This is a genomic window from Saccharopolyspora dendranthemae, from assembly GCF_007829955.1.
Classification (GTDB): Bacteria; Actinomycetota; Actinomycetes; order Mycobacteriales; family Pseudonocardiaceae; genus Saccharopolyspora; species Saccharopolyspora dendranthemae.
Window position 1 is genome coordinate 41988 of the sequence record NZ_VIWX01000007.1, and the last position, 24578, is coordinate 66565.

22 protein-coding genes and 1 tRNA gene are annotated in these 24578 nt (G+C 68.6%); 13 read left to right on the plus strand and 10 right to left on the minus strand.

The features are described 5' to 3' along the window. Complete coding sequence (gene radA, locus FHU35_RS26930; RefSeq protein ID WP_145744810.1) at positions 1-1389, minus strand: DNA repair protein RadA; 1389 nt, start codon at positions 1387-1389, stop codon at positions 1-3. A gap of 184 nt (positions 1390-1573) precedes the next feature. After that, positions 1574-2152 (minus strand): copper chaperone PCu(A)C domain-containing protein, encoded by a 579-nt coding sequence (locus FHU35_RS26935; RefSeq protein WP_246110605.1) that lies wholly within the window; start codon positions 2150-2152, stop codon positions 1574-1576. A 299-nt stretch (positions 2153-2451) separates the two neighbouring features. On the opposite strand from FHU35_RS26935, the gene FHU35_RS26940 reads away from it, so the two are divergent. The 9 genes from FHU35_RS26940 (at position 2452) to FHU35_RS26980 (ending at position 10655) form a co-directional block, all read left to right on the plus strand. After that, positions 2452-2940 (plus strand): CarD family transcriptional regulator, encoded by a 489-nt coding sequence (locus FHU35_RS26940; RefSeq protein ID WP_132623361.1) that lies wholly within the window; start codon positions 2452-2454, stop codon positions 2938-2940. Positions 2941-2960: 20 nt separating this feature from the next. Next, on the plus strand, positions 2961-3653 hold the full coding sequence (ispD, locus tag FHU35_RS26945; protein ID WP_145744812.1) for a 2-C-methyl-D-erythritol 4-phosphate cytidylyltransferase: 693 nt from the start codon (positions 2961-2963) through the stop codon (positions 3651-3653). Beyond that, positions 3650-4126, plus strand: coding sequence for a 2-C-methyl-D-erythritol 2,4-cyclodiphosphate synthase (gene ispF, locus FHU35_RS26950; RefSeq protein ID WP_186459639.1), 477 nt, complete (start codon positions 3650-3652; stop codon positions 4124-4126). The genes ispD and ispF overlap by 4 nt, the downstream gene beginning before the upstream one ends. A gap of 100 nt (positions 4127-4226) precedes the next feature. Continuing rightward, a complete protein-coding gene (locus FHU35_RS26955; RefSeq protein ID WP_145744814.1) occupies positions 4227-4463 on the plus strand; it encodes a hypothetical protein in 237 nt (78 codons plus the stop codon). Between the two features lie 182 nt (positions 4464-4645). Beyond that, the gene (locus tag FHU35_RS26960; RefSeq protein ID WP_145744816.1) at positions 4646-5326 is read left to right on the plus strand and encodes an HAD family hydrolase; all 681 of its coding nucleotides are present in this window, start codon (positions 4646-4648) and stop codon (positions 5324-5326) included. Positions 5327-5407: 81 nt separating this feature from the next. Next, positions 5408-6796: a cysteine--tRNA ligase gene (cysS, locus tag FHU35_RS26965; RefSeq protein WP_145744818.1), complete on the plus strand. Its 1389-nt coding sequence runs from the start codon at positions 5408-5410 to the stop codon at positions 6794-6796. Between the two features lie 3 nt (positions 6797-6799). Next, entirely contained in the window at positions 6800-7756 is a 957-nt protein-coding gene (gene rlmB, locus FHU35_RS26970) for a 23S rRNA (guanosine(2251)-2'-O)-methyltransferase RlmB (protein ID WP_145744820.1), read from the plus strand. A gap of 174 nt (positions 7757-7930) precedes the next feature. Beyond that, the gene (locus FHU35_RS26975; protein ID WP_145744822.1) at positions 7931-9367 is read left to right on the plus strand and encodes an MBOAT family O-acyltransferase; all 1437 of its coding nucleotides are present in this window, start codon (positions 7931-7933) and stop codon (positions 9365-9367) included. 16 nt (positions 9368-9383) lie between these two features. Continuing rightward, complete coding sequence (locus tag FHU35_RS26980) at positions 9384-10655, plus strand: alginate O-acetyltransferase AlgX-related protein (protein WP_222429506.1); 1272 nt, start codon at positions 9384-9386, stop codon at positions 10653-10655. 1085 nt (positions 10656-11740) lie between these two features. Here FHU35_RS26980 and thpD read toward each other — a convergent pair. From thpD to FHU35_RS27020, 8 genes are all read right to left on the minus strand, one after another. Then, positions 11741-12655, minus strand: a complete 915-nt coding sequence (gene thpD / locus FHU35_RS26985; protein WP_145744824.1) for an ectoine hydroxylase — start codon at positions 12653-12655, stop codon at positions 11741-11743. Between the two features lie 204 nt (positions 12656-12859). Then, complete coding sequence (locus FHU35_RS26990; RefSeq protein WP_145744826.1) at positions 12860-13261, minus strand: ectoine synthase; 402 nt, start codon at positions 13259-13261, stop codon at positions 12860-12862. A 146-nt stretch (positions 13262-13407) separates the two neighbouring features. Beyond that, positions 13408-14655: a diaminobutyrate--2-oxoglutarate transaminase gene (gene ectB / locus FHU35_RS26995; protein WP_145744828.1), complete on the minus strand. Its 1248-nt coding sequence runs from the start codon at positions 14653-14655 to the stop codon at positions 13408-13410. 71 nt (positions 14656-14726) lie between these two features. Further along, entirely contained in the window at positions 14727-15206 is a 480-nt protein-coding gene (gene ectA / locus FHU35_RS27000; RefSeq protein WP_145744830.1) for a diaminobutyrate acetyltransferase, read from the minus strand. A 435-nt stretch (positions 15207-15641) separates the two neighbouring features. Next, a complete protein-coding gene (locus tag FHU35_RS27005; protein WP_145744832.1) occupies positions 15642-16376 on the minus strand; it encodes a S1 family peptidase in 735 nt (244 codons plus the stop codon). A gap of 218 nt (positions 16377-16594) precedes the next feature. Next, positions 16595-17071 (minus strand): DUF2127 domain-containing protein, encoded by a 477-nt coding sequence (locus FHU35_RS27010; protein ID WP_145744835.1) that lies wholly within the window; start codon positions 17069-17071, stop codon positions 16595-16597. A 46-nt stretch (positions 17072-17117) separates the two neighbouring features. Next, positions 17118-17573: a GNAT family N-acetyltransferase gene (locus FHU35_RS27015; protein WP_145744837.1), complete on the minus strand. Its 456-nt coding sequence runs from the start codon at positions 17571-17573 to the stop codon at positions 17118-17120. A 238-nt stretch (positions 17574-17811) separates the two neighbouring features. Beyond that, positions 17812-17887 (minus strand) — tRNA-Thr (locus FHU35_RS27020). A gap of 199 nt (positions 17888-18086) precedes the next feature. On the opposite strand from FHU35_RS27020, the gene FHU35_RS27025 reads away from it, so the two are divergent. The 4 genes from FHU35_RS27025 (at position 18087) to FHU35_RS27040 (ending at position 24575) form a co-directional block, all read left to right on the plus strand. Further along, positions 18087-19535: a threonine/serine exporter family protein gene (locus FHU35_RS27025; RefSeq protein WP_145744839.1), complete on the plus strand. Its 1449-nt coding sequence runs from the start codon at positions 18087-18089 to the stop codon at positions 19533-19535. A gap of 153 nt (positions 19536-19688) precedes the next feature. Then, positions 19689-21140, plus strand: coding sequence for an alpha,alpha-trehalose-phosphate synthase (UDP-forming) (locus tag FHU35_RS27030; RefSeq protein ID WP_145744841.1), 1452 nt, complete (start codon positions 19689-19691; stop codon positions 21138-21140). Between the two features lie 130 nt (positions 21141-21270). Continuing rightward, a complete protein-coding gene (gene otsB, locus FHU35_RS27035) occupies positions 21271-23820 on the plus strand; it encodes a trehalose-phosphatase (RefSeq protein ID WP_186459642.1) in 2550 nt (849 codons plus the stop codon). Between the two features lie 122 nt (positions 23821-23942). After that, a complete protein-coding gene (locus FHU35_RS27040; RefSeq protein ID WP_246110606.1) occupies positions 23943-24575 on the plus strand; it encodes a DUF4178 domain-containing protein in 633 nt (210 codons plus the stop codon). Positions 24576-24578 lie beyond the last annotated feature (3 nt).

The following is a 24578-nucleotide window of genomic DNA, read 5'->3' on the forward strand; positions in this document are numbered from 1 at the left end:
TCACTCCGAGTCCTGCTTGCGGCGGCGCACCATCTTCAGCGCGTCCTTGATGGTCGCGACCTCGGTGACCTTGATTCCCTTGGGCAGCGGGCCCGGATCCGGCGGGACCAGCGCGCGGTCGAAACCGAGCCGCGCGGCTTCGGCCAGCCGCCGTCCCACGCCGTTGACCCTGCGGATCTCGCCCGCCAGCCCGACTTCACCGATCACCACGAGGTTCGGCGGCAGCGGGCGACCGGTCTGCGAGGAGGCGACGGCCATCGCGATCGCCAGGTCGGCGGCCGGCTCGCCGATCTTGGTGCCGCCGACCGTCGCGGCGAACACGTCGTGCGATCCCGTCGGGATGTGCCCGTGCTTGCCCAGCACGGCCAGCATCATCGAAACCCGCGCCGAGTCCAGGCCGCTCACCGACCGGCGCGGCATCGCCATCTCGGTCTTCATCAGCAGTGCCTGGATCTCCACCAGCAGCGGCCGCTTTCCCTCGACCATCACGGTCACCGCCGTGCCGTCCACGGCCGCTTCCTGGCGGTTGATGAACAGTCCGGAGGGGTCGAGGACCTCGGCGATCCCGTCGTCGCGCTGCTCGAAGCAGCCGACCTCGTCGGAGGGGCCGAAGCGGTTCTTCACGCCGCGCAGCATCCGCAGCGAGGAGTGCCGGTCGCCCTCGAACTGGAGCACCACGTCCACCAGGTGCTCCAGCACGCGAGGCCCGGCGACCGCGCCGTCCTTGGTGACGTGCCCGACCAGGACGACCGGCAGGCCGCGCTCCTTGGCCAGCGCCACCAGCGCCGTGGTCACCGCGCGCACCTGCGTCACGCCACCCGGGCTGCCGTCGGCGTCGGGCGACTGGACGGTCTGGACGGAATCGACGATCAGCAGGCCGGGCTTGACCGCGTCGACGTGCCCCAGCACCGCGGAGAGGTCGCTCTCGGCACCCAGGAACAGCTCGGGGTGCACCGAGTCGGTCCGCTCGGCCCGGAGCCGCACCTGACCTGCGGATTCCTCACCCGTGACGTACAAGGACGCTCCCGGCGAGGCACCGGAGGCCCACCGGTGCGCGACCTCCAGCAGAAGTGTGCTCTTGCCCACACCCGGCTCGCCCGCGAGCAGCACCACGGCGCCGGGCACGATCCCGCCGCCCAGCACGCGGTCCAGCTCGCCGATCCCGGTCGAGACCGACCTCGCGGAGTCCAGGTCCACCTCGGCGATGGGCCGCGCCGGGGTGCTCGGCGCTCCGGCCGAGACCTTCGCCAGCGCGGGTCGGGCCGGGGCGGATTCCTCGATCGTTCCCCAGGCCTGGCATCCGGGACAGCGGCCGACCCATTTGGCGACCTCGTGGCCGCAGTCGGCGCAGCGGTAGGCGGGGCGCGAGGTTTTGGTCTTGGGCGGCACGGGGGCGAGGCTATCCGCCCGCTCTGACGATCACGCCGACCAACTCGCCAACGCGAGATGTGCGACGTCGCGACTGCCCTTCGACCTCGAAGAACACCCTCCTGGGCCGCCTGGATCCGGGTGCCGACGCGAAGAAGCCCGGAGGGTCCGTGGACCGCTCCGGGCTTCTTCGGAACGCTTCGGCTCAGTGACCGCCGCCGGCGTGGCCGCCGGGAACGGGGCTGCCGTGCTCGGGGCGCGGGTTGTGGTCCTCGCCGATCGGGACCTGCACCGTGATCTGACCGGCCTTGGCGAACGTGAAGGTCACCGGCACGGTCACACCGGGCGTGATGTCCTGCTTGAGCCCGTTCAGCGTGATCTGCACCGTGCGCTGGTCGGCGCTCGCGGGCTTCGCGGACGGGCCGGTCGCGTGCAGCGCGGTGCCGCTCGGCAGCTCGGAGATGCCGCTGACCTGCGCGGATGCCGCGTAGGGGCTGGAGACCTGCACGAGCTTGTCGTCCGGTCCTTCGTTGCTCAGGACCAGCTCCAGCGGTGCCGACGAGCCGGCGCGGTAGAACGCGGCCTCGGTCGGGAACGCGAGCGTGGCGTTGCGGACGGCGACCTGCTTCGCGTCACCGCTGGCGCCGTTGACTGCGGCGACCTGGGTGTCGGTCTCGGTGACCTGACCAGCGCTGCAGCCTCCGAGGGCGACGACGGCGCCGAGTCCGAGTGCGGCCGGGATCAACCGCAGGCGGACGGCCTTGAGGTGCTGAGGGCGGCTCACGGTTGCAGCGTCCCTTCCTGATTGCCGGACAACCACGTGGAGCTTAATCCCCCTCCGCCGGAGGTCGTGCAGGGGCTTGCCGAACTACGTATCGCGACGCTCCGACAGGCCCCGGAGACCACCCGTCCGGACGGTCCATAGTGGATGGTTTCACAGGGCCGAAGGGGGCTGCCTTGCACGTCGGAGCGCATCTTGTCAAGTCCTGCCCACGCTCTGACCTGCGAATACGGATGGCGAGGTGGTCGAAGCCCGGTTGCCCTACGTGGTAAAGTGGGGGTAGCGAAAGGGGCAGAGGACACATGGTTTTCAAGGTCGGAGAGACCGTCGTCTACCCGCACCACGGTGCCGCGCTCATCGAAGCAATCGAGACTCGTGTGATCAAGGGCGAGGAGAAGCAGTACCTCGTCCTCAAGGTCGCGCAGGGTGACCTGACGGTGCGCGTTCCCGCGGACAACGCCGAGATTGTCGGTGTTCGGGACGTCGTCGGGCAAGAGGGTCTGGATCGAGTCTTCGACGTGCTGCGAGCCCCGCACACCGAAGAGCCCACGAACTGGTCTCGTCGGTACAAGGCCAACCTGGAGAAGCTCGCCTCGGGCGATGTGAACAAGGTGGCCGAAGTGGTGCGCGACCTCTGGCGACGCGAGAAGGATCGTGGCCTGTCCGCAGGCGAGAAGCGAATGCTGGCGAAAGCCCGTCAGATCCTGGTCAGCGAGTTGGCGCTGGCGGAAGGAACGGACGAGGGCAAGGCGGAAACGCTGCTGGACGAAGTCCTCGCCGCCGCGGTTTGATCATCGGGAACGGCTAGAGCGTGAGCGTTGTCGCGCTGGTCCCCGCAGCTGGTCGCGGGGTGCGCCTGGGGTTGGGCACTCCCAAGGCGCTGGTTCCGGTGAGAGGTGAGTCGTTACTGCTGCGCGCGGTCCGGGGTCTGCTGGACTCGGGCTGCGTGCAGCACGTCGTGGTGGCGTCGCCATCCGACCAGGTCGAGGTCGTGGCGGCCGAGCTCGCCACGCTGCCGAACGCGCACGTGGTGCCGGGTGGCGCCGAGCGAACCGACTCGGTGCGCCTGGCGCTGGGCGCCGTCGACGAGGTCGCCCCTGATGCGCGGGTCGTGCTGGTGCACGACGCCGCCCGCTGCTTCACCCCGGCGACCGTGATCCGCGATGTCGTGTCCGCCGTGGAATCCGGTGCGCCCGCCGTGGTCCCGGTCCTCCCGGTGGCGGACACGATCAAGAAGGTCGACGAGTCGGGCACGGTCGTGGAGACCGTCGACCGCGCACCGCTGCGAGCGGTGCAGACCCCCCAGGGCTTCAACATCGACGTGCTGCGGCAGGCCTACGCCGTCGCGGGCGACATCGCCACCGACGATGCGGGACTGGTCGAGCGTCTCGGCGGCAAGGTGCACACCGTGGACGGACACCCGAACGCCCTGAAGATCACGACCGCCTTCGACCTCGCGGTCGCCGAGGCCGTGCTGGCCGCTGAGGAGCGTTCCCCCGAGTGACTGATCGTCTGCCCTTCGTCGGGCAAGGTGTCGACGTGCATCCGGTCGAGGCCGGCCGCGACTGCTGGATCGCCGGACTGCAGTGGCCGGGTGCTGACGGGTGCGCCGGCCACTCCGATGGCGACGTCGCCTCGCACGCCTTGTGCGACGCGTTGTTGTCGGCGGCGGGGCTGGGCGATCTGGGCGCGGTGTTCGGCACCGGCGACGACCGGTGGGCCGGCGCGCACGGCGCGGAGCTGCTGGCGGAGGTCCGCGCGCGGATCGAATCCGCCGGGTACGCGATCGGCAACGCCGCGGTGCAGGTGATCGGGAACGCCCCACGCATCGGCAAGCGTCGCGAGGAGGCGCAGCGGGTGCTGTCGGAGGCGATCGGCGCACCGGTCTCGGTGTCCGGTACGACTTCCGACGGGCTCGGTCTGACCGGGCGTGGCGAGGGCGTCGCGTCGGTGGCGACGGCTCTGGTTTTCCGCTGAGTAACGAGCAGGTACCCGGGTGTGTCGGGTAGTTGGAGTCGGGGAAAACTCAGGGCTCGCACCCTTCTGATATGGGGTCTTCGCGCGCGATGCTCGAAGCATGTTGATCGAGCGGTACCGGTGGGTGCGTCGGCTGCTCGTTGCGCAGCCCTTGGTGATGTGGCCGGTGTCGGTCGTGCTCTGGTCGCTGGACGACGAGCTCGACCTGGCGCTGGCGGTCGTGCTGCTGTGGCTGAGCGCCTCGGCGAGCATCGCGGCCATAGTGCTCCCGATGAAGAACGACCCGACCCGATCGTTCCACCATCCGGAACCCCCTTTCCGCTGCGGCCAGGTCTAGGCACCAGGTCCCAGTTTTAGTCATAACCGAGGACCTTCGGTGCCCGAAATGTCGGCTCAGTTATGACTAAAACTGGGACCTGGCCGGGTGCTGCTCGGCGAACGGGGGAAATCGTTGTTCGCGGTCGTGAGCTTGGCCGCATGTTCATGTCGGGTTCGCCGAGCCCGCATACCGTGACCGGTGTGACTCTGCGAGCGGTGATCTTCGACTTCTCCGGCACGTTGTTCCGCCTGGAAGAGAACCCGTCCTGGTACGCCGACCTCACCGACGCCGACGGCAGTCCGTTCGACCTCTCGGCGCAGGCCGAGCTGATGCGCCGGATGACGGCGCCCACCGGCCGGATCGCCGAGCTCGGCGACGAGTTCATCGAGGCGTGGGAGAACCGCGACCTCGATCCCGAACTGCACCGCAAGGTCTACGTCGAGGTGCTGCGCAGCTCCGGAGTTCCGGTCCCGCAGGCCGAGCGGCTCTACGAGCGGATGATCGACCCCCACCAGTGGACCCCGTACCCGGACGCCGCCGAGGTGTTGCGCAGGCTGCCCGAGCAGGGCCTGAAGGTCGGCGTGATCAGCAACATCGCCTTCGACATCCGCCCGGCCTTCGACCGGTTGGAGATCAGCGGGCACGTCGACGAATTCCTGCTGTCCTACCTCGAAGAGGTGATCAAGCCCGATCCGAAGATCTTCCTGCGGGCCTGCGAACGTCTCGGCGTCGCACCGGAGGAGGCCCTGATGGTCGGCGACAGCGAGGAGGCCGACGGCGGCGCCGCTGGTGTGGGATGCCAGGTCGCGATCGTCGACCCCGCGCCCACCGCGGAGCGGCCGACGGGCCTGATCGACGCGGTGGGCGATCTCCTGCGGTGACGATCCCGCTTTCCGGATCACCCTTGACGACAACCGGCCTGTCGTGATTACCGCGGAGGGCTGCCCCGTACCATCGGGGGCGTGAGCCTGCACCTACATGACACAGCGACCCGCACGACGCGCGAGTTCCACCCGCGCTGCGACGGAGTGGCGTCGATCTATGTCTGTGGTGCCACCGTGCAGGGCGTTCCGCACGTCGGTCACGTCCGCAGCGGGCTGAACTTCGACGTGCTCCGGCGCTGGCTGCAGCGCTCGGGCTACGACGTGCGCCTTGTGCGCAACGTCACCGACATCGACGACAAGATCATCACCAAGGCGGCGGACGCCGGTCGCCCGTGGTGGGAGTGGGCGGCCACGCACGAGCGCGCCTTCGAGTCCGCCTACGACCGGCTGGGCTGCCTCCCGCCGTCGGTGCTGCCTCGCGCCACCGGTCACGTCACGCAGATGATCGACCTGATCCAGCGACTGATCGACAAGGGCCACGCCTACCCCTCCGGCGGCGACGTGTACTTCGACGTCGCCTCCTACGGCGACGACTACGGCCGGCTGTCCGGGCAGCGCCTCGACGAGGTGCAGCAGGGCGAGTCGGTGGCGTCCGGCAAGCGCGATCCGCGCGACTTCACGCTCTGGAAGGGCGCGAAGCCGGGCGAGCCGAGCTGGCCGACGCCGTGGGGTCACGGGCGTCCGGGCTGGCACCTGGAGTGCTCGGCGATGGCGACGTTCTACCTGGGCGGCGAGTTCGACATCCACGGCGGCGGCCTGGACCTGGTGTTCCCGCACCACGAGAACGAGCTGGCGCAGTCCAACGCGGCCGGTGACGGGTTCGCGCAGTACTGGATGCACAACGCGTGGGTCACCATGAGCGGCGAGAAGATGTCGAAGTCGCTCGGCAACGTGCTGTCCATTCCCGCGGTGCTGGAGCGCGCCCGCGCGGTCGAGCTGCGCTACTACCTGGTCACCCCGCACTACCGCTCGACGATCGAGTTCTCCGAGGCGGGCCTGTCCGAGGCGGCGTCGGCGTTCGGCCGGATCGAGAACTTCGTCCGCAAGGTCGCCGACCGCACCGGCTCGGTCGAGCCGGGAGAGCTGTCGGAGGACTTCGCCAAGGCCCTCGACGACGACCTGGGCACGCCGCAGGCGACGGCCGCCGTGCACGCGGCGGTCCGCGAGGGCAACGCCGCGCTCGACCGCGGCGAGGACGAGGCGGCCCGCGTCGCCGCGTCCTCGGTGCGCGCGATGACCGCCGTGCTCGGTCTGGACCCGCTGTCGCCGCAGTGGGCCGAGGACGGCGGCAACCGCGCGCACGACGCGCTCGGCGAGACCGTGCAGCTGGTGCTCGAGCAGCGCCAGAAGGCGCGTGCCGAGCGCGACTTCGCCACCGCCGACCTGCTGCGAGACCGGCTGCAGGAGGGCGGGATCGCCGTCGAGGACACCCCCGACGGTCCGACGTGGACATTGAAAGACGGGTAACTCGTGGCCGGCAACGACAAGCGCCGCGGTGGTGTGCGCAAGACCAACAAGAAGGGCATGGTCGTCGGTTCCGGCGGGCAGCGACGCCGCGGTCTCAAGGGCAAGGGCCCGACGCCGAAGGCGGAGGACCGCGTCACGCACCCGGCGAAGCAGCGCGCCGACCAGCGCGCCAAGGCCGACCAGCAGCGCGCCAAGCGCCAGGCGGCCGCCGAGAACGCTCCTGAGCTCGTCGCCGGGCGCAACCCGGTGGTCGAGTGCGTCCGCGCGGGCGTCCCCGCGACCGGCATGTACGTGGCGCAGGGCATCGACGTCGACGACCGGGTCACCGAGGCCGTTCGCGAGGCCGGGAACCGGGGCATCCCGGTCCTCGACGTGCCCCGCACCGAGCTCGACCGGCTGACCAACAACGCGATGCACCAGGGCCTGGCCCTGCAAGTCCCGCCGTACGAGTACGCGCACCCCGACGAGGTGCTGACGGCCGCGCAGGACACCGGCCTGCCGCCGCTGATCGTGGCGCTGGACGGGGTGACCGACCCGCGCAACCTGGGTGCGGTGATCCGTTCCGCCGCGGCGTTCGGCGCGCACGGCGTGGTCGTGCCGCAGCGGCGCAGCGCGGGCATCACGGCCGTGGCGTGGCGGACCAGCGCGGGCACGGCGGCGAAGCTGCCGGTGGCCAAGGCCGTCAACCTCACGCGCACGCTCAAGGACTACAAGCAGGCCGGGCTGATGGTCATCGGTCTCGACGCCGACTCCGACATCACCTCCGATGAGCTGGAACTGGCGACGGGCCCGCTGGTGGTCGTCGTCGGCTCGGAGGGCCGGGGTCTGTCCCGCCTGGTGCGCGAGACGTGCGACCAGACGGTGTCGATCCCGATGTCCACCGACGTCGAGTCGCTCAACGCCTCGGTCGCGGCCGGTGTCGTGCTCTCGGAGGTCGCCCGGCGCCGCCGGATCCGATGAGCCTGGTGGGGGTCGGCGGTCGTCGCCGGCCCCGCAGCACCCGTCTCGCGCGGGCGGTCCGTCATGTCGGTCGCAATCCTGGTCTTCCAGGCCGGCGAGCACGTCGACTCGGTTAGGCTCCTTCTCCGGTAACCGACCGAGGAGGCGTGGGCCTCCCGCAACCGAGGCCCTTCGATGTCGTTCGCTTCGCCGCTCTTCCTCTGGTACTTCCTGCCGGCCGTGCTCGCGGTCGTGCTGGTGGCACCCCGGAGCGGGCGCAACGTGGTCGTCGCGATCGCCAGTCTCGTGTTCTACGCCAGCGGCGCGGGCGGCACGACGCTGCTGCTGCTCGCCTGCATCGCGGTGAACTTCCTGGTCGGCCTGCGCCTGGAACCGGGCGCCGAGTGGCCCGGGCAGCGAGAGCGCCGGAAGTGGTTGCTGGTCGGCGTGATCGCGTTCGACCTGACGATCCTGCTGATCTGGAAGTACGCGGGTTTCGCCACCGAGCAGCTGGCGGTGCTGGCGGGCTGGTTCGGCGGTGACTACCCGGTGCTGCAGCTGGCGCTGCCGATCGGGATCTCCTTCTACACGTTCCACCACATCTCCTACGTGGTGGACATCTACCGGGGCGAGCGGCCCGCGCTGCGCGACCCGGTCTCGTTCATCACCTACATCGCGATGTTCCCGCAGCTGGTGGCGGGACCGATCGTGCGCTTCCGGGAGATCGCCGACCAGCTGCCGCAGCGCCGCACGCACCGGCTGGACGACATCGCCGCCGGATTCCCGCGGTTCGCCTGGGGTTTGACGAAGAAGGTCGTCATCGCCGACACGCTGGCACCGATGGTCGACGCCTGCTTCGCGACTCCCGCCCAGGACATGACGTTCGCGATCGCCTGGCTGGGCGCGATCGGCTACACGATGCAGCTGTACTTCGACTTCTCCGGCTACTCGGACATGGCCATCGGGCTGGGGCGGATGCTCGGGTTCCGGCTGCCGGAGAACTTCGCCCGCCCGTACTCGTCGGTGACGATCACCGAGTTCTGGCGGCGCTGGCACATGTCGCTGTCCCGCTGGTTCCGCGACTACGTCTACATCCCGCTCGGCGGCAACCGGCTGGGTACCGCGAAGACCTACCGGAACCTGACGATCATCTTCGTGCTCACCGGTTTCTGGCACGGCGCGGCGTGGACCTACCTGGTGTGGGGGCTGTTCCACGGCGCGCTGCTGGTGCTGGAACGCCGGTTCGGCTGGGCGACGGCGCCCTCGGACCGGCGGTTCCGGGGGGCGCGGCGGGCTTCGACGATGCTGCTGGTGCTGGTCGGCTGGGTGTTCTTCCGAGCACCGGACTTGGGCAGCGCTCTGGTGATGCTCGGGCACATGGTGGTCCCGGACTTCTCGGGTCTCTCCGACATCGTCGCGGCCTCGGTGACCCACCAGCGCCTGTTCTTCCTGCTCGTCGCGCTGATCGTGGTGCTGCTGCCCGCGGGTTCGGGCACCGGCCCGTTCCTGGAGGCGGTCCGCACCCGCGAGGCCTACGCGGTGCGCGCGGCGGTCCTGACGGCGGGCCTGGGCTACTCGGGCCTGCTGGTGGCCACCGGCACCTTCAGCCCGTTCCTGTACTACCAGTTCTGATGGGGGTGCGAGCGACGTGAGAACTCCTGAGCTGCCGCCGGTGCACGAGGCCTGGTTGCCGCGGGAGCACCCGCTGCACCGGCCCCGGCACGGCAGGCGTCAGCTGGTGGCGTTGATCTGCGCGCTGGCGTTCTTCAGCGCTCCGCTGAGCAGCTGGTTGTTCGGCGCGCGCCCGGAGCAGCTGGAGAACCGGCCGCTGGCCGAATTCCCCAGCGTCGCGCAGGGATTCGGCTTCTTCACCGGGTTGAACGGGTGGGCCACCGATCACCTGCCGTTCCGCAAGGCCGCGGTGCAAGGGGTCAGCGGCATCAGCAGGGGAGTGTTCGGCGAGCAGGCTCCGCTGGCCGGTGGTTCGCACAGCTCGCCGGTGGGCGCCGGCCAGGTGGACGCGAAACCGCCGATCGACGAGAGCGTGTTCCCGCCGGTCATCGAGGGCCGGGACGGGTGGTTGTACCTGGGGCACGACGTGTCCTACCGCTGCGTTCCGTCCCGCTCGATCGACGAGGTCGTCGCAGGGCTGAAGGCCTGGCGGAAGGCGGTCGAGGCGTCAGGGCGGAAGTTCCAGCTGGTCATCGCGCCCGACAAGTCCACGGTGTACCCCGAGCACCTGCCGGAGAACTACCCGGGCGAGGACTGCTCGGTTGCCGCGCGGGAGGAGTTCTGGCGGAAGGTTCCGAAGGCGACCGGTGCCGTTGATCTGCGTGCTCCGCTGCGGCAGGCCGCCGAGCGCAACGGGCACCCGATCTACCACGACATCGACACGCACTGGACCCACGAGGGCGGCGCGACGATGGTGTACCAGCTCGCCGAACGGCTCTCGCCCGGGATCAGCCGGACCTGGAAGATGACGCCGTCGCGGCAGTACCCGCACAGCGCCGACATCCCGGACCTGCTCGGACAGGACCGCACGGTGCCGATCCAGGCCTACGCGCTGGCACCGGACGGGGGAGCGGACAACACCCAGTTCAAACCCAGCGACTTCCACGAGCCGCTGCACCTGAAGTCCTCGCCCAAGCCCGGGATGATCACGAATCCGGTGCGCATGGTCGGCGACTCCTTCTCCCAGTTCGCCAGCCCGTACCTGGCAGCGACCTACACCGACATCGCCATCACGCACCCGGGCAACGTCGCGACGAATCCCGAAGCAGCGGCGAACTTCCTGGCAGAAGGCGACGTCGTCACCTTCGAGCTCTCCGAGCGCTTCGTAGCAGGAGGCAGATACCCCCTCCTCACCCCGCAAGCAGCGGCGCAGGTCGGCAGAGTGCTGGCCGCCCACCCCGTGAGGTGAGGGAAGGCCGGCGAATTCGCTGATAATGAGAATGTTTCACGTGCATTTGTACTTACCGAAGCGTCAAACGAAAGCGCAAGATCATCTCTTGACCAAGGGCCGCTCCAAAGCGCTGGATCAAAAGGTCGAATCTGGCCTTTTCGTCCGCCCGCGGCGATTCTTCAGCCCTGTGCTCTGCGGTTTTTCCGGGATGGGTTTTCGTTGTGCCCGCTCGCGCGGTTTCTGGGCGTGAATCTGCGCGACGGGGAGCTTGGTTCAGCAGGCTTCGTCATGAGCGACGGATGCTCCGAACGAATGAAAGATGGGGGGTGAAACATGCTCTTCGGCCGGTTTCCCTCAACGTTCAGTGATGTTCGCGCTCGAAATTTCGCCGATAGCCGCCCCCTGGTACTAGCGTCGACTACGCGCTGTGGTTAAGGTGTCGGATATCCAAAACCGGTAACGGTAGGGATGCAGAAGCTGGGGAATGACCGCGTGAGATCCGCCTGTGCGAGCTCCTTCGCCGAGTCTCGGCGGGATTCGATCCCGTCGATTTCCGGTCCCGAGGCCGGATGTGCTCGAAGTCGAAGTCGAGCGCGCTTCATCGATAGGAAGGAGTCGGACAGGTGGGACGAAATCAGCGTGGGAAGCGGCACCGGAACCGTCGGCAGGGTGCGGCGAAGCGCCCGAGTCGCGGAACGGCCCGGGCGCTTCTGCTGCTGATGCTGCGGGTCTCGCTGTGGTTGATCATCACGAATTCTGACGACCACAGCTGATCCCCTTGTCGGGCGGGCGGAGTGGCAGCTTCGCCCGCCCTCTTCTTGCGTTGTCGCCCTCCGGCGGCGCACCGCGCCAGCCCGACTACGGACTGTCGAAGAGAGGTCGCAGTGCGCAATGAGAGGCTAGCCGATCGACTCCTGCGAAAAAAGGAGTACGCCCATTCTGTTCTTCACAACGTGATGGGAAACCCCTGATCAACGCTGACTGGGAGGTCGCGCGGAGTGCGGAAGTCCTCGGCAGGGCCCAGTTTTAGTCCTAACTGAGTGGACATTTCGGGCACTGATGGTCCTCAGTTTGGACTAAAACTGGGCGTTGCCGCGTGCGCGTCACCGCTCGGGTGATGAGCGCGGGAGCGGGGCCGAGGTCCTGGCCGCCACGTGGTGGGGGCGCGGGGACTTGGCCGCGAACGGTGCGACGAGGGCGTTCTCCACGCTGTTGAACACGATGAAGATGTTCGACCGCGGGTAGGGCGTGATGTTGTTGCCCGAACCGTGCATGGAGTTGGAGTCGAACCACAGCGCGGACCCCGCCTGGCCGGTGAACTGCTCGATCCCGTGCTCGTAGGCCAGCTTGGTGATGTCGTCCTCGGCGGGGACACCGACCCTCTGCTGCTTGAGCGAGGACTTGTAGTTCTCCTCCGGGGTCTCACCCACGCAGGACACGAAGGTGCGATGCGCACCCGGCATCAGCATCAGACCGCCGTTGAACGGGTAGTTGTCGGTCAGCGCGATCGAGATGCTGACCGCGCGCATGGCCGGCATGCCGTCCTCCGCGTGCCACGTCTCGAAGTCCGAGTGCCAGTAGAAACCGGTTCCGCGGTACCCGGGCATGAAGTTGATCCGGCTCTGGTGCACGTAGACGTCAGACCCCAGGATCTGCCGGGCGCGGTCCAGGACGCGTGGTTCCCGGGCGAGGGCTCCGATCAGCTCGCTGATCTCGTGCACTTCGAAGATGGAGCGGACCTCGTTCGACGAGCGCTCGATGATGGTGCGCTCGTCCGCTCGCACTTCCTCGTCGTTGGTGAGCCGCTCCAACTCCTGCCAGTAGGACTGCACCTCCGCCGGGGACAGCAGCCCCTCGACGACGTGGAAGCCCTTGGCATCGTGAGCGGCCAGCTCCTCGCGGCCGGCCGGGCCGGTCGAAACACCGGGCCAGACGGTCGGATCGGTCCGATCGAGCTGCGCCGGATCGGAGCCCCGGGTCGGGTAGCGGTCCGTGGTGCTCAGATCAGCGACGGTCATGGGCTGCGCCTCCTTATCGAATTCCCGCCGGAGCGGTTCGATGCCGTTCGGCATCGCCCGCCTTTCTCGGTTCCTCGGCAAGAAGCGGCACACCTGGTGCGCACGTTCCCCCAAGTCAACGCGTGGGAACCCCCGGGTGGCGACAAAAACAACGCGGCGGGTCCCCGGTCTCCGGGTACCCGCCGCGTCAGCAGCCTAAAAGCGTCAGCTCGCGACGTCGTCCTCGACGATGAGCGGGTAGACGCCGTTCTCGTCGTGCACCTCGCGACCGGTGACCGGCGGGTTGAACACGCACACGGTCTTCATGGTCGTCTTGGGGCGGACCTGGTGCTTGTCGGCGTCGTTGAGGACGTAGATCGAACCAGGCTTGAGCTGGTGGACCTCGCCGGTCGCCTTGTTCTCGACCTCGCCCTCACCTTCGGTGATGAACACGGCCTCGATGTGGTTGGCGTACCAGAAGTCGTTCACCGTGCCGGCGTAGAGCGTGGTCTCGTGCACCGAGAAGCCCAGCTTGTCCTTGGCCAGGATGATGCGCTTGCTGCGCCAGTTCTCCGTCTTGATGTCGGCGTCGGTGTCATCGATCTCCGAGAGGTGCCGGACGATCACGTGTGCCTCCTGTGAATCTCTTCAATGGTGCTCTGCGCGGGCACGCGCCCACACGCAGCTTGCCGCACGACCTACCGGGGGCGGGAGAGGTGACAGCGCCTCGACGACGATTTTCACCCTCCCGTCCCCGCGGGATCTGCGGCGAATCAGGCCAGAACGGACCTAACGGAGTCGCGGATGATCTCCAGGCCCTTCTCCAGCTCCTCATCGGAGATGGTCAGCGGCGGCATGATCTTGATGACCTCGCTGGACGGGCCGGAGGTCTCCAGCAGCAGCTTGCGGTCGAAGGCGGCCTTGGAGACCTTGCCCGCGACGTCGGTGTCCTCGAATCCGAGGCCACGAGCCAGGCCGCGGCCCTTGGCGACCGCGCCCTCGTGCTGGGCGGCGATCTCGTCGAGCACCTGGCCGACGCGCTCGCCCTTGGCGATGGTCGACTTCTCCAGCTCGTCGTCGGCCCAGTAGAGGCGGAACGCCTCGGAGGCCGTCACGAACGCCGGGTTGTTGCCGCGGAAGGTGCCGTTGTGCTCACCGGGCTCCCACACGTCGTGCTCCGGCTTGATGAGCGTCAGGGCCAGCGGCATGCCGTAGCCGCCGATGGACTTGGACAGGCAGACGATGTCGGGCTGGATGCCGGCCTCCTCGAAGGAGAAGAACGGGCCGGTCCGGCCGCACCCCATCTGCACGTCGTCGACGATCATCAGGATGCCGTGCTTCTGGCACAGGTCGTAGAGGCCGCGCAGCCACTCCGGACGGGACGAGTTGATGCCGCCCTCGCCCTGCAGCGTCTCGACGATGACCGCGGCCGGCTCGTTGAGGCCCGAACCGCTGTCCTCGAGCATCCGCTCGAAGTACAGGAAGTCGGGGATCTGGCCGTCGAAGTAGTCGTCGTAGGGCATCGGCGTGGCGTGCACCAGCGGGATGCCCGCGCCACCGCGCTTCATCGAGTTGCCGGTGACCGACAGCGAGCCCAGCGTCATGCCGTGGAAGGCGTTGGTGAAGCTGATGATCGACTCGCGACCGGTGATCTTGCGGGCCAGCTTCAGGGCCGACTCGACCGAGTTGGTGCCCGTCGGGCCGGGGAACTGGACCTTGTAGTTGAGACCGCGCCGCTGCAGCACGTTCGTGTTGAACGACTCCAGGAACTCGGCCTTGGCCTTGGTGGCCTGGTCGAGACCGTGGGTCACGCCGTCGCGGGCGATGTAGTCGAGCAGCTTCTGCTTCAGGGCCGGGTTGTTGTGCCCGTAGTTGAGGGCGCCGGCACCGGCGAAGAAGTCGAGGTAGGGCGTGCCGTCCTCGCCGTAGAGGTAGCTACCGACCGCGCGGTCGAACGTGGCCGGCCACGTTCTGCTGTAGCTGCGGACTTCCGATTCGAGGGTGGCGAAGATGTCGTTCACGGATCCTCCGTTCGGCCGACGGCGCGCGGGCGCCCGGCGCTTCAGGGTCGGCTAAGACTTGGTTGGCTGGTTCAGGCGGCGTCGAACGGCCCGATGCGGTACAGGTCTTCCCCCAGGTGCGAGTCGGGGAACAGATCAGCGGTGAACAACTCGCTGCTCTTGATCTCTGCTGCACGGTCGCGCGCCAGTGCGCTGAAGAGCTTGATCGACGCGGAGTTGTCTGGTGTGATCGTGGTCTCCAGGAAACGCGCCCCACGTCCCACGACGCGGTCCACCAGGTGGTTCAGCAGCTTTCCTGCCACGCCACCCCCGCGCTGGGAGGCATCGACGGCGATCTGCCACACCACGAGGGTGTCCGGGGCGTCGGGCCGGAGGAATCCGGTCACGAAGCCCACGACCGCACCGTCGACACGCGCCACCGCGGAGGTCTGCGAGAAGTCTCGGCACCACAACAGGTATGCGTAGGACGAGTTCACATCGAGCACTGCCGAATCGCGAGTGATCCGGTAGAGCTCTGGGCCGTCCGCGACGACCGGAGCGTCGATCTCCAACCGTCCGGCTGAACCGCTTCCGCCATTTCGATCTTCGTGCTTATGGCTCGGTTTATCGCCGGTCATGTTTTGCCAACTTAACAGAACATCCGTTACGCGTCAGGTTCTCGCGCCTTTCTTCCGGCATCTACCAGGAGAGACGCAATTTTACACGTGAGAAGCACTACACAAACGTTGATCCTTCGTCTGAGCCGGTGCTAGCCCCCGGGCGGTGAGATTTGCCGGACAATTTCCAGCATACCCTGACCTGCGGAAACGCAGAAACCGGGACTGATTCGCCACCATGTGGCAGGAAATCTTCCGGGCTTGCGAATACGTGCCGGAAGCGGCGGGAAAAGGAAGCGGGCGCACCCGCCGGGGCTGGCACGCCCCGGGCGAGTGCGCCCGCTCGGTGTGGGCCCCGTGCCTGCGTGCAGGGCCCGTGGGGAAAGTCGATCAGACGCCGGCCAGCGACGAGATCCAGTCGCGGTACTCGGTCACGTTGACGTAGGCGGTCGAGGACTCGCGGTCGCTGGTCGACGCCACGCCGACCTGCTTGTCACCTGCGAACATCGGGCCGCCGGAGTCGCCACCGGCCGGGATGCCGTCACCGCGCGAGGCGCAGACGGCCTGGCCGCCGCGGTAGTCCGTGCAGTCGCCGTTGACGCCGGTCACGTTGACGTCGGCGACCTTGAGGATCGGCGCCTGGCACTCGATCTCGGGCTTGTCGGTGCAGGTCGCACCCCAGCCGTAGGTCTGGACGGTGTCGCCGGGGTTGACCGTGCCGGGGTCGCCCAGCGGCGCGTACTCGGTCTGCACCGCGTGGTCGATCTTGACCAGCGCGATGTCGGCGGTGTCGTGGATGTGCACCTCGCCGGGGATGGCGTTGGCGTGCTCACCCTTGGTCTGGTCGACATCGCCGATGTTGAAGCTCAGGCCGTTGCCGTCGGCCGCGTCGGCGACGCAGTGCTGGGCGGTGAGGATCCACTCCGAGGAGATGATCGAAGCGGTGCAGGTCTCCTGGTCGTCGACGAACAGCCGGGCCGCCCAGGGTGCGCTGTCCACCTCGCGGCCATCGATGATGTTCGGCTGGACGTCCTGCGGGGTGGGGTCTGCCTGAGCGGGGACCGCCAGCAGGCCACCGGCGATCACGGCACCGGCGAGTCCGGCGAGGTTGCGGACGAGCGACACGTTGGTCTCCTTCGGTTCGCGGATTGGCGAGGACCGAAATCGACCTTCACTCCACCGAGTGAAGCTGTCCATTGCTTGAGCACAACTCGCCAATCACTGGGAAATGCGAGAGGAGCGAACGGTCGTGGCAATTCCACGTATTTCCCAACGGAATTCGGGCCGGCGCTCGCCGGAATCCGGTCGGGTTCGCGCGGTGGAGGTGCGCGGGGATCGTTGGTTCAGGCGGTGTTTCGCCGGATCTCGCGGTATTCCTTGATCACCACGACGATGATCGCGATGTCCAGCGCGGTCAGCACCGGCAGCAGCAGCGAGTGCGTCTGCGCGCCGCGAACCAGCTCGAAGAGCACGAACAGCCCCAGCGCGGTGATCGCCGCCGGGTACCAGCGGACCGCCTTCCGCAGCAGTGCGACGACCAGGACGAGCTTGATCAGCCCGTGCACCAGCAGGTAGGCGATCACGAAGGCGCGGCCGCCGCCGACGAGGTGCTGAACGGCCTCCTCGAAGTGGCCGGCCAGCGGTCCGGTCGGCGGGCCGAGCAGGTCCCGGGTCACGACTCCGTGCGCGATCCAGGTCAGCGCCCTCGGCGGGATGAAGATCAGCAGCGCGCCACCGGCCAGCTGGCTCACGGCATCCAGCCCCTTGAGCCACACGGCCACGCGGAACAGCTTGTCGGTGAGGGTCAGCTCGCCGCCCATCACCCCATGATGCGCCGCCGGCCGCCGGCGGACTCCCCGTGCGCGGTCACAGCTGCCGGGTCATGAACACGCTGCTGGGATCCTTGCGGTATTCGGCGAAGGGGTCGCAGTAGTCGAAGCCGTGTTTGAGGTAGAGCTTGCGCGCCGGTTCGAAGAAGTCCGCGGAGCCGGTTTCCAGGCTGAGCCTGGTATATCCCATGAGTTTCGATTCGCTGATGATGTGATTCAGCAATAGCGATGCGATTCCGCGATTCTTGTGGCAGGGGTCCGTGCGCATTGATTTGATCTCGGCATGCTCAAGATCGATCTCTTTGATCGCTCCGCAGCCCAGCACGGCGTCGTCCTCCCGCGCCGACCAGAACGTAACCCCAGGTCGGCGTAGGGAGTTGAGCTCCAGGGCGTGCGTGCTCCCGGGAGGCGAGATGGCCCGCATCTCGCTGAGATGGCCGTTCAGGAAAGCCTCGATCTCCGGACCTGTCAGATCGTCAACGACAATGCGCACGAGCAAACCCCACCAGAATTCACGATCGACATCCGCCGGAACGGTATAGCGGGAGGGCGGCCGATGTCCAGCTGCCCGCGTCGAAGTGATCTTCGGCGCGTCGAAACCGACTCGTAATCGCAGTGTGCGGGCCCGTCGTTACATTTTTCCTGGTCCCGGGACCAAATTTCACCCCGATGGCTGTGGCGGAACGGACACAGCCATGTCCGGTCGGTTAAAAAGCCTGGTCAGGTACGCTTGGAGCCGCTGAGGGGACTCGAACCCCTGACCATCCGCTTACAAGGCGGGCGCTCTACCAACTGAGCTACAGCGGCAACGCGCGAAGGGTGCGCGCGCGAACATCGTAAGCGCCGCTGCGGCCGGGTCGGGAGGCGGCCGCGCTTGCGTCGACGACCAGTGATGGAAGCCACAGATGCCGAGTGCAACGGTCCGCTCATGACAGGCGATGCCCGAGGGGAAGATCAGCCACGGCGGCGCTCCGCTCGCGGGGCGCGGCAGGAAGGAAAGACCGCGGTGGGAATCACGCAGCGCGCGCGTGGTGTGCTGCGGCGGCGCGACCCCGAGCAGACGATCGTCCCGGGCTCTCGCAACGTCGTCTTCGGGCCTTCGCTGCCCGACGAGTCAACCGTTCACCTGGTCCTGGACCTCGGCCTGCGCATCGGTGAGGTGCAGATGGCCAGCGGTGCGGGCGCATCCGACGTCACCGCGACCATCATCGGCGTGGTCAGCGCCTACGGTCTGCCGCACTGCGAGGTCGACGTGATCTACACGTCGATCACCGTCTCCTGCTACCGGGGCACCGAGCAGCCGCCGATCACCTCGCTGCGCGTGGTCCGCAACCGCTCCATCGACTACACGCGGCTCGCCGACGTCGAGAAGCTGCTGCGGCGGATCACCGGCGGCGAGATCAGCGCCAACGACGCCTACGCGGAGCTGGACCGGATCACCACCGCGACGCACCCGTTCCCGCGCTGGGTCGCCACCTTGGCCTGGGCCGGGATGGCCGCCTCGCTGGCCGTCCTGCTGGGCGGTGCCACCGACCCGTTCCTGCCGCTGGTCGCCGCGGGAACCACGGCGCTGATCGACCGCGTCGGGCGGTTGCTGAACAGACGCGCGCTGCCGTTCTTCTTCCAGCAGGCGGTCGGTGGTGCGGTCGCCACCAGCCTCGCGCTCGGCGCCTTCACGGTGGGGATCTTGCACAATCCCTCTCTGGCGATCGCCGCGAGCATCATCGTCCTGCTGTCCGGGATGACCGTCGTCGGTTCCATGCAGGACGCCATCACCGGGTACAACGTCACGGCGGCGGGCCGGATGGCCGAACTGGCGATGATGACCGCCGGTCTGATCGCCGGCGTCGTCCTGGCCCTCTACGTCGGACTGCGAATAGGGGGCGACACCGTCGCGGGGCTGGACCCGCAGTCGCTGGGCCGCGCGCAGGTGGTGGCGACGACGTTGCAGCTGCCGGTGCAGATCCTCGCCGGTGCCTCCACCTCGGCGTGCTTCGCCCTGGCCAGCTACGCGCCGCCGCGCCCGCTGCTGATCGCCGGCATCGGCGGTGGCGTTGCGGCAGGTGTGCACGCGACGCTGATCAACCCGGACCTCCTGGACGTCAACCCGGTCCTGGCCGGTGCCGTGGCCACCATGGTCGTCGGTCTCGTGGGCGGCATCGTGGCCCGTCACTTCGAGATCCCCGCGCTGGTCGTCGCCGTGTCCGCGGTGTCCCCGCTGCTGCCCGGACTGGCGACCTACCGCGGGCTGTTCGAGCTGTCGGTGCTGAGCAGCCCGACAGGCGTCGCGACGCTGATGCTCGCGGTGGCGACCGGTCTCGCCCTCGGCGCCGGCGTGGTGCTCGGCGAGTACCTGGCGCAGCCGGTGCGCAGCAGGCTCGGCAGACTGGAGCGGCGGATCTCCGGGCCCAGGCTGTCCGGTCCGCTGCGCCCGTCCAGACGGCGCCTGGACTGACCGCCGATTTGCCGCGCGACGCAGCGGAAACGAAGTGAAGGGCCCATCCGGACCGAAACACGCGGGAGTGTTTGGTCCACACGAAGCACGCGGTGAGGGGCTCTGTTAAGTAGCCTCGCAACTACAGGTGGATGCACGGCGGGAGGGTTTCCGGTGAGCAAGGGCGACGAGCCCAGTAGCAGTTCCGGCCGGGCCGACTTCGTCGTGGTCGCCAACCGGCTTCCCGTCGACCTGGAGAAGTTGGAGGACGGCACCGAGCGCTGGAAGCACAGCCCAGGTGGGCTGGTCACGGCGCTCGAGCCCTTCCTCCGCGCCAGGCGCGGTGCCTGGGTCGGGTGGCCGGGCGTCGCCGACGTCGACGTGGAGCCGTTCGACGACGACGAGATGCAGCTGTACCCGGTCAGGCTGTCGGCGGACGAGTTCGCCTCGTACTACGAGGGATTCTCCAACGCCACGCTGTGGCCGCTCTACCACGACGTGGTCGTGCCGCCGGTGTTCGACCGCTCCTGGTGGCACGCGTACCAGCGGGTGAACCGGCGCTTCGCCGAAGCCGCGGCCGAGGTCAGCGCCGAAGGCGCCACCGTGTGGGTGCAGGACTACCAGCTGCAGCTGGTGCCCGCGATGCTGCGCGAGCTGCGGCCCGACCTGCGCATCGGCTTCTTCCTGCACATCCCGTTCCCGCCGGTCGAGCTGTTCATGCAGCTGCCGTGGCGGACCGAGATCGTGCGCGGCCTGCTCGGCGCCGATCTCGTGGGTTTCCACCGGCCCGGCGGTGCGCAGAACTTCCTCTGGCTCGCCCGCAGGCTCGCCGGTTTCGAACCCAGCCGGGGGCAGGTCGGCGTGCGCAACCGGCCGGGTGTCGTGCAGGTCGGCGACCGGACCGTGCGGGTCGGCGCGTTCCCGATCTCCATCGCCTCCACCGAGCTGGACAAGCTCGCCCGCAGCAAGGACGTCCAGCAGCGGGTCAAGAAGCTGCGCGCCGACCTGGGCAACCCGCGCAGGATCATGCTCGGGGTCGACCGGCTGGACTACACCAAGGGCATCGACGTGCGGCTGCACGCGATGCACGAGCTGCTCGCCGAAGGCCACGTCAAGGCCGAGGACGTGACGATGATCCAGGTCGCCACGCCCAGCAGGGAGCGGGTCGAGCACTACAAGCAGATGCGCGAGGACATCGAGCGGGAGGTGGGCCGGATCAACGGCCTGTTCGGCCGCGTCGGTCACCCTGCCGTGCATTACTTGCACACTTCAGTGGACAAGAAGGACCTCGTGGCCCTCTACGCCGCGGCCGACGTCATGGTGGTGACGCCGGTGCGCGATGGGATGAACTTGGTCTGCAAGGAATACGTCGCCTGCCGCTACGACCTGGGCGGTGCGCTGGTGCTCAGCGAGTTCGCAGGCGCGGCCGCCGAGCTCACGAGTGCGTTCTTGGTGAATCCCCATAACCTGGACGGGGTGAAGGACGCGCTGCTCGCCGCCCTGGAGATCGACGAGGCGGAGGGTCGCCGTAGGATGCGCGCTCTGCGTAGGCAAGTGCTCACGCACGACGTCGACCGCTGGGCGCGGTCGTTCCTCGAAGCGTTGGGCACCCCCTCCGCGGAGTAGCTGACGGTAACCGGCCCGGAACACGGATCGCACGACGTCGGCGATACTGAGCAGAACCGGTCGCCAGCAGATGGTTATCGCCTCAGGCGAACCGGATCGATCCATCCAGACTTGACCTGCCCCAAGGAGTATGGCGTTGACCGCCGAAGCCCTGCCTGCGGAGCTGCGCCGCGTGATCGTGCAGCTCGCGCGGACGCCTCGACTTCTGGTCGCTTGTGACTACGACGGCACGCTCGCGCCGATCGTGGCCGATCCGAGCCAGGCCAAACCGCTGCCCGAATCGGTGCACGCGCTGCGGTCGCTCGCCGCGCTGCCCGCCACCACCACGGCGGTGATCTCCGGCCGCGCGCTGCGCGACCTGGCCACCCTGTCCCGGCTGCCCTCCGAGGTGCACCTCGTCGGCAGCCACGGCTCGGAGTTCGATGTCGGGTTCGTCCACGGCCTCGAACCGGAGGCCACCCAGCTGCGCACCGAGCTGCAGGTCGCGGTCCAGGACATCGTGCGCAGCCGGACCGGAGTGACGCTGGAGGCCAAACCGGCGAGCGTCGCCGTGCACGTCCGCCGCGCCGAGCAGGACGTGGCCGACGACGTCATCGACGCCGTGCGCCGCGGCCCCGCCCAATGGGACGGTGTGCAGGTCACCGAGGGCAAGGCCGTCATCGAGCTGGCCGTGGTGCAGACCGACAAGGGCAACGCGCTGGAAGCGCTGCGCCACCAGGTCGGGGCCACCGCCGCGATCTTCCTCGGCGACGACGTCACCGACGAGAAGGCCTTCGCCCGGCTCCAAGGACCTGACCTGGGAATCAAGGTCGGCGACGGCGAGTCGCTGGCCGCGCACCGGATCAGCAGCACCACCGACGTCGCCACCGTGCTGGCCTTCCTCATGGAGGAGCGGCGCACGTGGCTCTACGGCGAGCAGGCACCGCCCATCGAGCGGCTGACCATGCTGTCCAACGAGCGCAACGTCGCGCTGCTGACCCCGGACGCCCGGGTGACCTGGATGTGCCACCCCGGCCCCGACTCGGCGGCGGTGTTCGCCGACCTGCTCGGCGGGCCCGGCGCCGGCGTCTTCAGCATCCGCCCGCACGCCGTCGGCAACGGCGGGCAGCGCAGCCCGCTGCCGCTCGGCCAGCGCTACGTGCCCAACACCATGACCGTGGAAACCCGCTGGTCGCGGCTGCTCGTCACCGATTACCTGGCGCACGGCACCGACAGCCACCGGACCGACCTGGTGCGGGTGATCAGCGGCGCCACCACGGTCTCGGTGGAGTTCGCGCCGCGGCCGGAGTTCGGTCAGGTGCCGGTGCGCATCAGCCCCGAGGCCGGGGGCCTGCGCGTGCACGGCACCTCGGAACCGATGGTGGTGCACTCGCCCGGTGTGCAGTGGGAGATCACCTCGGACGGCATGCACCAGTCGGCGAAGGCCGTCATCGAGCTCACCGAAGGTGAACCGGTCGTGCTGGAGATGCGCGGCGGCACCGAGGACCTCACGCCGACCGACGAGCGGAGCCGGCGGGCGGAGGCCGAGGCCTACTGGTCGGACTGGATGGAGACGCTGTCGCTGCCGGAGGTCGAGCACGACCTGGTGGCGCGGTCGGCGCTGACGCTGCGCGGCCTGGTGCACTCCGACACCGGCGCGATCATGGCCGCCGCGACCACGTCGCTGCCCGAGGAGATCGGCGGGGTCCGCAACTGGGACTACCGCTACTGCTGGCTGCGGGACGGCGCGATGACCGCTCAAACCCTGGTCACGTTGGGTTCCAACGCGGAGGCCGAGGGGTTCCTGGACTGGCTGCACCGGGTGCTGGAGTCCGTTCCCGGACCGGAGCGGTTGCACCCGCTGTACTCGCTGCAGGGCACCGGCCTGGGGCCGGAGGCCGTCATCGACAGCCTGCCCGGCTACGCCGGCTCGCGGCCGGTGCGCGTCGGCAACCTCGCCGACCAGCAGGTCCAGCTGGACGTGTTCGGTCCGGTCGTGGAGCTCATCGCGCACTTGGCGCAGGCCACCGGAAAGGTCCGGGACAACGACTGGCAGCTGGTCACGGCCATGGCCGATGCGGTCGGCAAGCGCTGGTTCGAGCCCGACCACGGCATCTGGGAGGAGCGCGACGCGCCCCGGCACCACGTCTACTCCAAGGTGATGTGCTGGGTGACGCTGGACCGCGCGATCAAGATCGCCGAGGCCTACGGCCGCCAGGTCGAGGACGGCTGGGTGTCGCTGCGCGACCAGATCGCCGAGGACGTGGTGAAGAACGGCTGGCACCCCGACGTGCAGGCGTTCACGACCGCCTACGAGGGTTCCGACCTCGACGCGGCGTCGCTCTACGTGGGGCTGTCCGGGCTGATCGACCCGTCCGACGAGCGGTTCCGCGCCACGGTCACCGCCATCGAGGCGGAGCTGCGCAGCGGCTCCACGGTCTACCGCTACCGGCGGGACGACGGCCTTCCCGGCGATGAGGGCGGTTTCCACCTCTGCGCGGCGTGGCTGATCGAGTCCTACCTGCTCACAGGTCGTCGCACCGAGGCGGAGGAGCTGTTCCAGCAGATCGTGGACACCGCGGGCCCGACGGGTCTGCTGTCCGAGGAGTACGACCCGATCGCCGAGCGCTCCCTGGGCAACCACCCGCAGGCCTACTCCCACCTGGGCCTGATCCGCTGCGCGCAGCTGCTGTCGGCCTGACCGCCACCGAACGACGGGCCGCTCACCTGCGGGTGGGCGGCCCGTTCGTCTCGCGTGCTTGGTCACGTTTTCGAGTTTTGCGCTCGTCGCGGATGGACGGCGTATAGCCTCACCGCGGAATCGTGCGGAAGGGGCGTACCGGAATGGTCGTGCTGCTGGTCGTCTTGGTGGTGCTGCTGGTCGTGGTCGCGGCGGTCGCCGTGGTGCTGGGGGTGCGAGCGCGGAACGCGGCCCGGCAGGGGGAGTCCGGGGCGGGAGCGCCGCAGGATCCCTTCGGGACCGGTGACCAGGATTCGCTTCGGGGTGATCCTCGTGCGCTGAAAGCCGGGGACATCGTGGAGATCCGCTCGACGACCTACACGGTGCGCGGCAGCCTGCGCCTCGACGAGGGCGGGTGGAGCTGGTCGGAGCACCTGCTCGACGACTCCCAGGGCACCCAGGTGTGGCTCGCGGTCGAAGAGGACCCCGACCTGATCCTGACGATGTGGACGCCGGTCACCGGGGCGGGAGCCCCGGGGGAGAAGGCGGTCGAGTTCGACGGCCGCACCTACCGCTCCGGCGAGTCGGGTTCCGCGAACTTCCGCAGCGAGGCCACGACGGGCCTCGACGACGCGGGGACCGTGCGCTACCACGACTACGAGTCCTCCGACGGTGCGCTGCTGGGCTTCGAGTCCTACGGCGAAGCCGCGTGGGAGGCCACCGCGGGCGAGAAGCTCGGCCGCTACGACGTGCTCATCTACCCGACGGCGGACTGAACT

What these genes read in the sequence shown, in the direction of transcription:
- FHU35_RS26940 (WP_132623361.1), top strand. Translation starts at nt 2,452, where the DNA reads ATGGTTTTCAAGGTCGGAGAGACCGTCGTCTACCCGCACCACGGTGCC.
- FHU35_RS26955 (WP_145744814.1), top strand. Translation starts at nt 4,227, where the DNA reads ATGTTGATCGAGCGGTACCGGTGGGTGCGTCGGCTGCTCGTTGCGCAG.
- FHU35_RS26975 (WP_145744822.1), top strand. Translation starts at nt 7,931, where the DNA reads ATGTCGTTCGCTTCGCCGCTCTTCCTCTGGTACTTCCTGCCGGCCGTG.
- thpD (WP_145744824.1), bottom strand. Translation starts at nt 12,655, where the DNA reads ATGACCGTCGCTGATCTGAGCACCACGGACCGCTACCCGACCCGGGGC.
- FHU35_RS27010 (WP_145744835.1), bottom strand. Translation starts at nt 17,071, where the DNA reads ATGGGCGGCGAGCTGACCCTCACCGACAAGCTGTTCCGCGTGGCCGTG.
- otsB (WP_186459642.1), top strand. Translation starts at nt 21,271, where the DNA reads ATGGCGTTGACCGCCGAAGCCCTGCCTGCGGAGCTGCGCCGCGTGATC.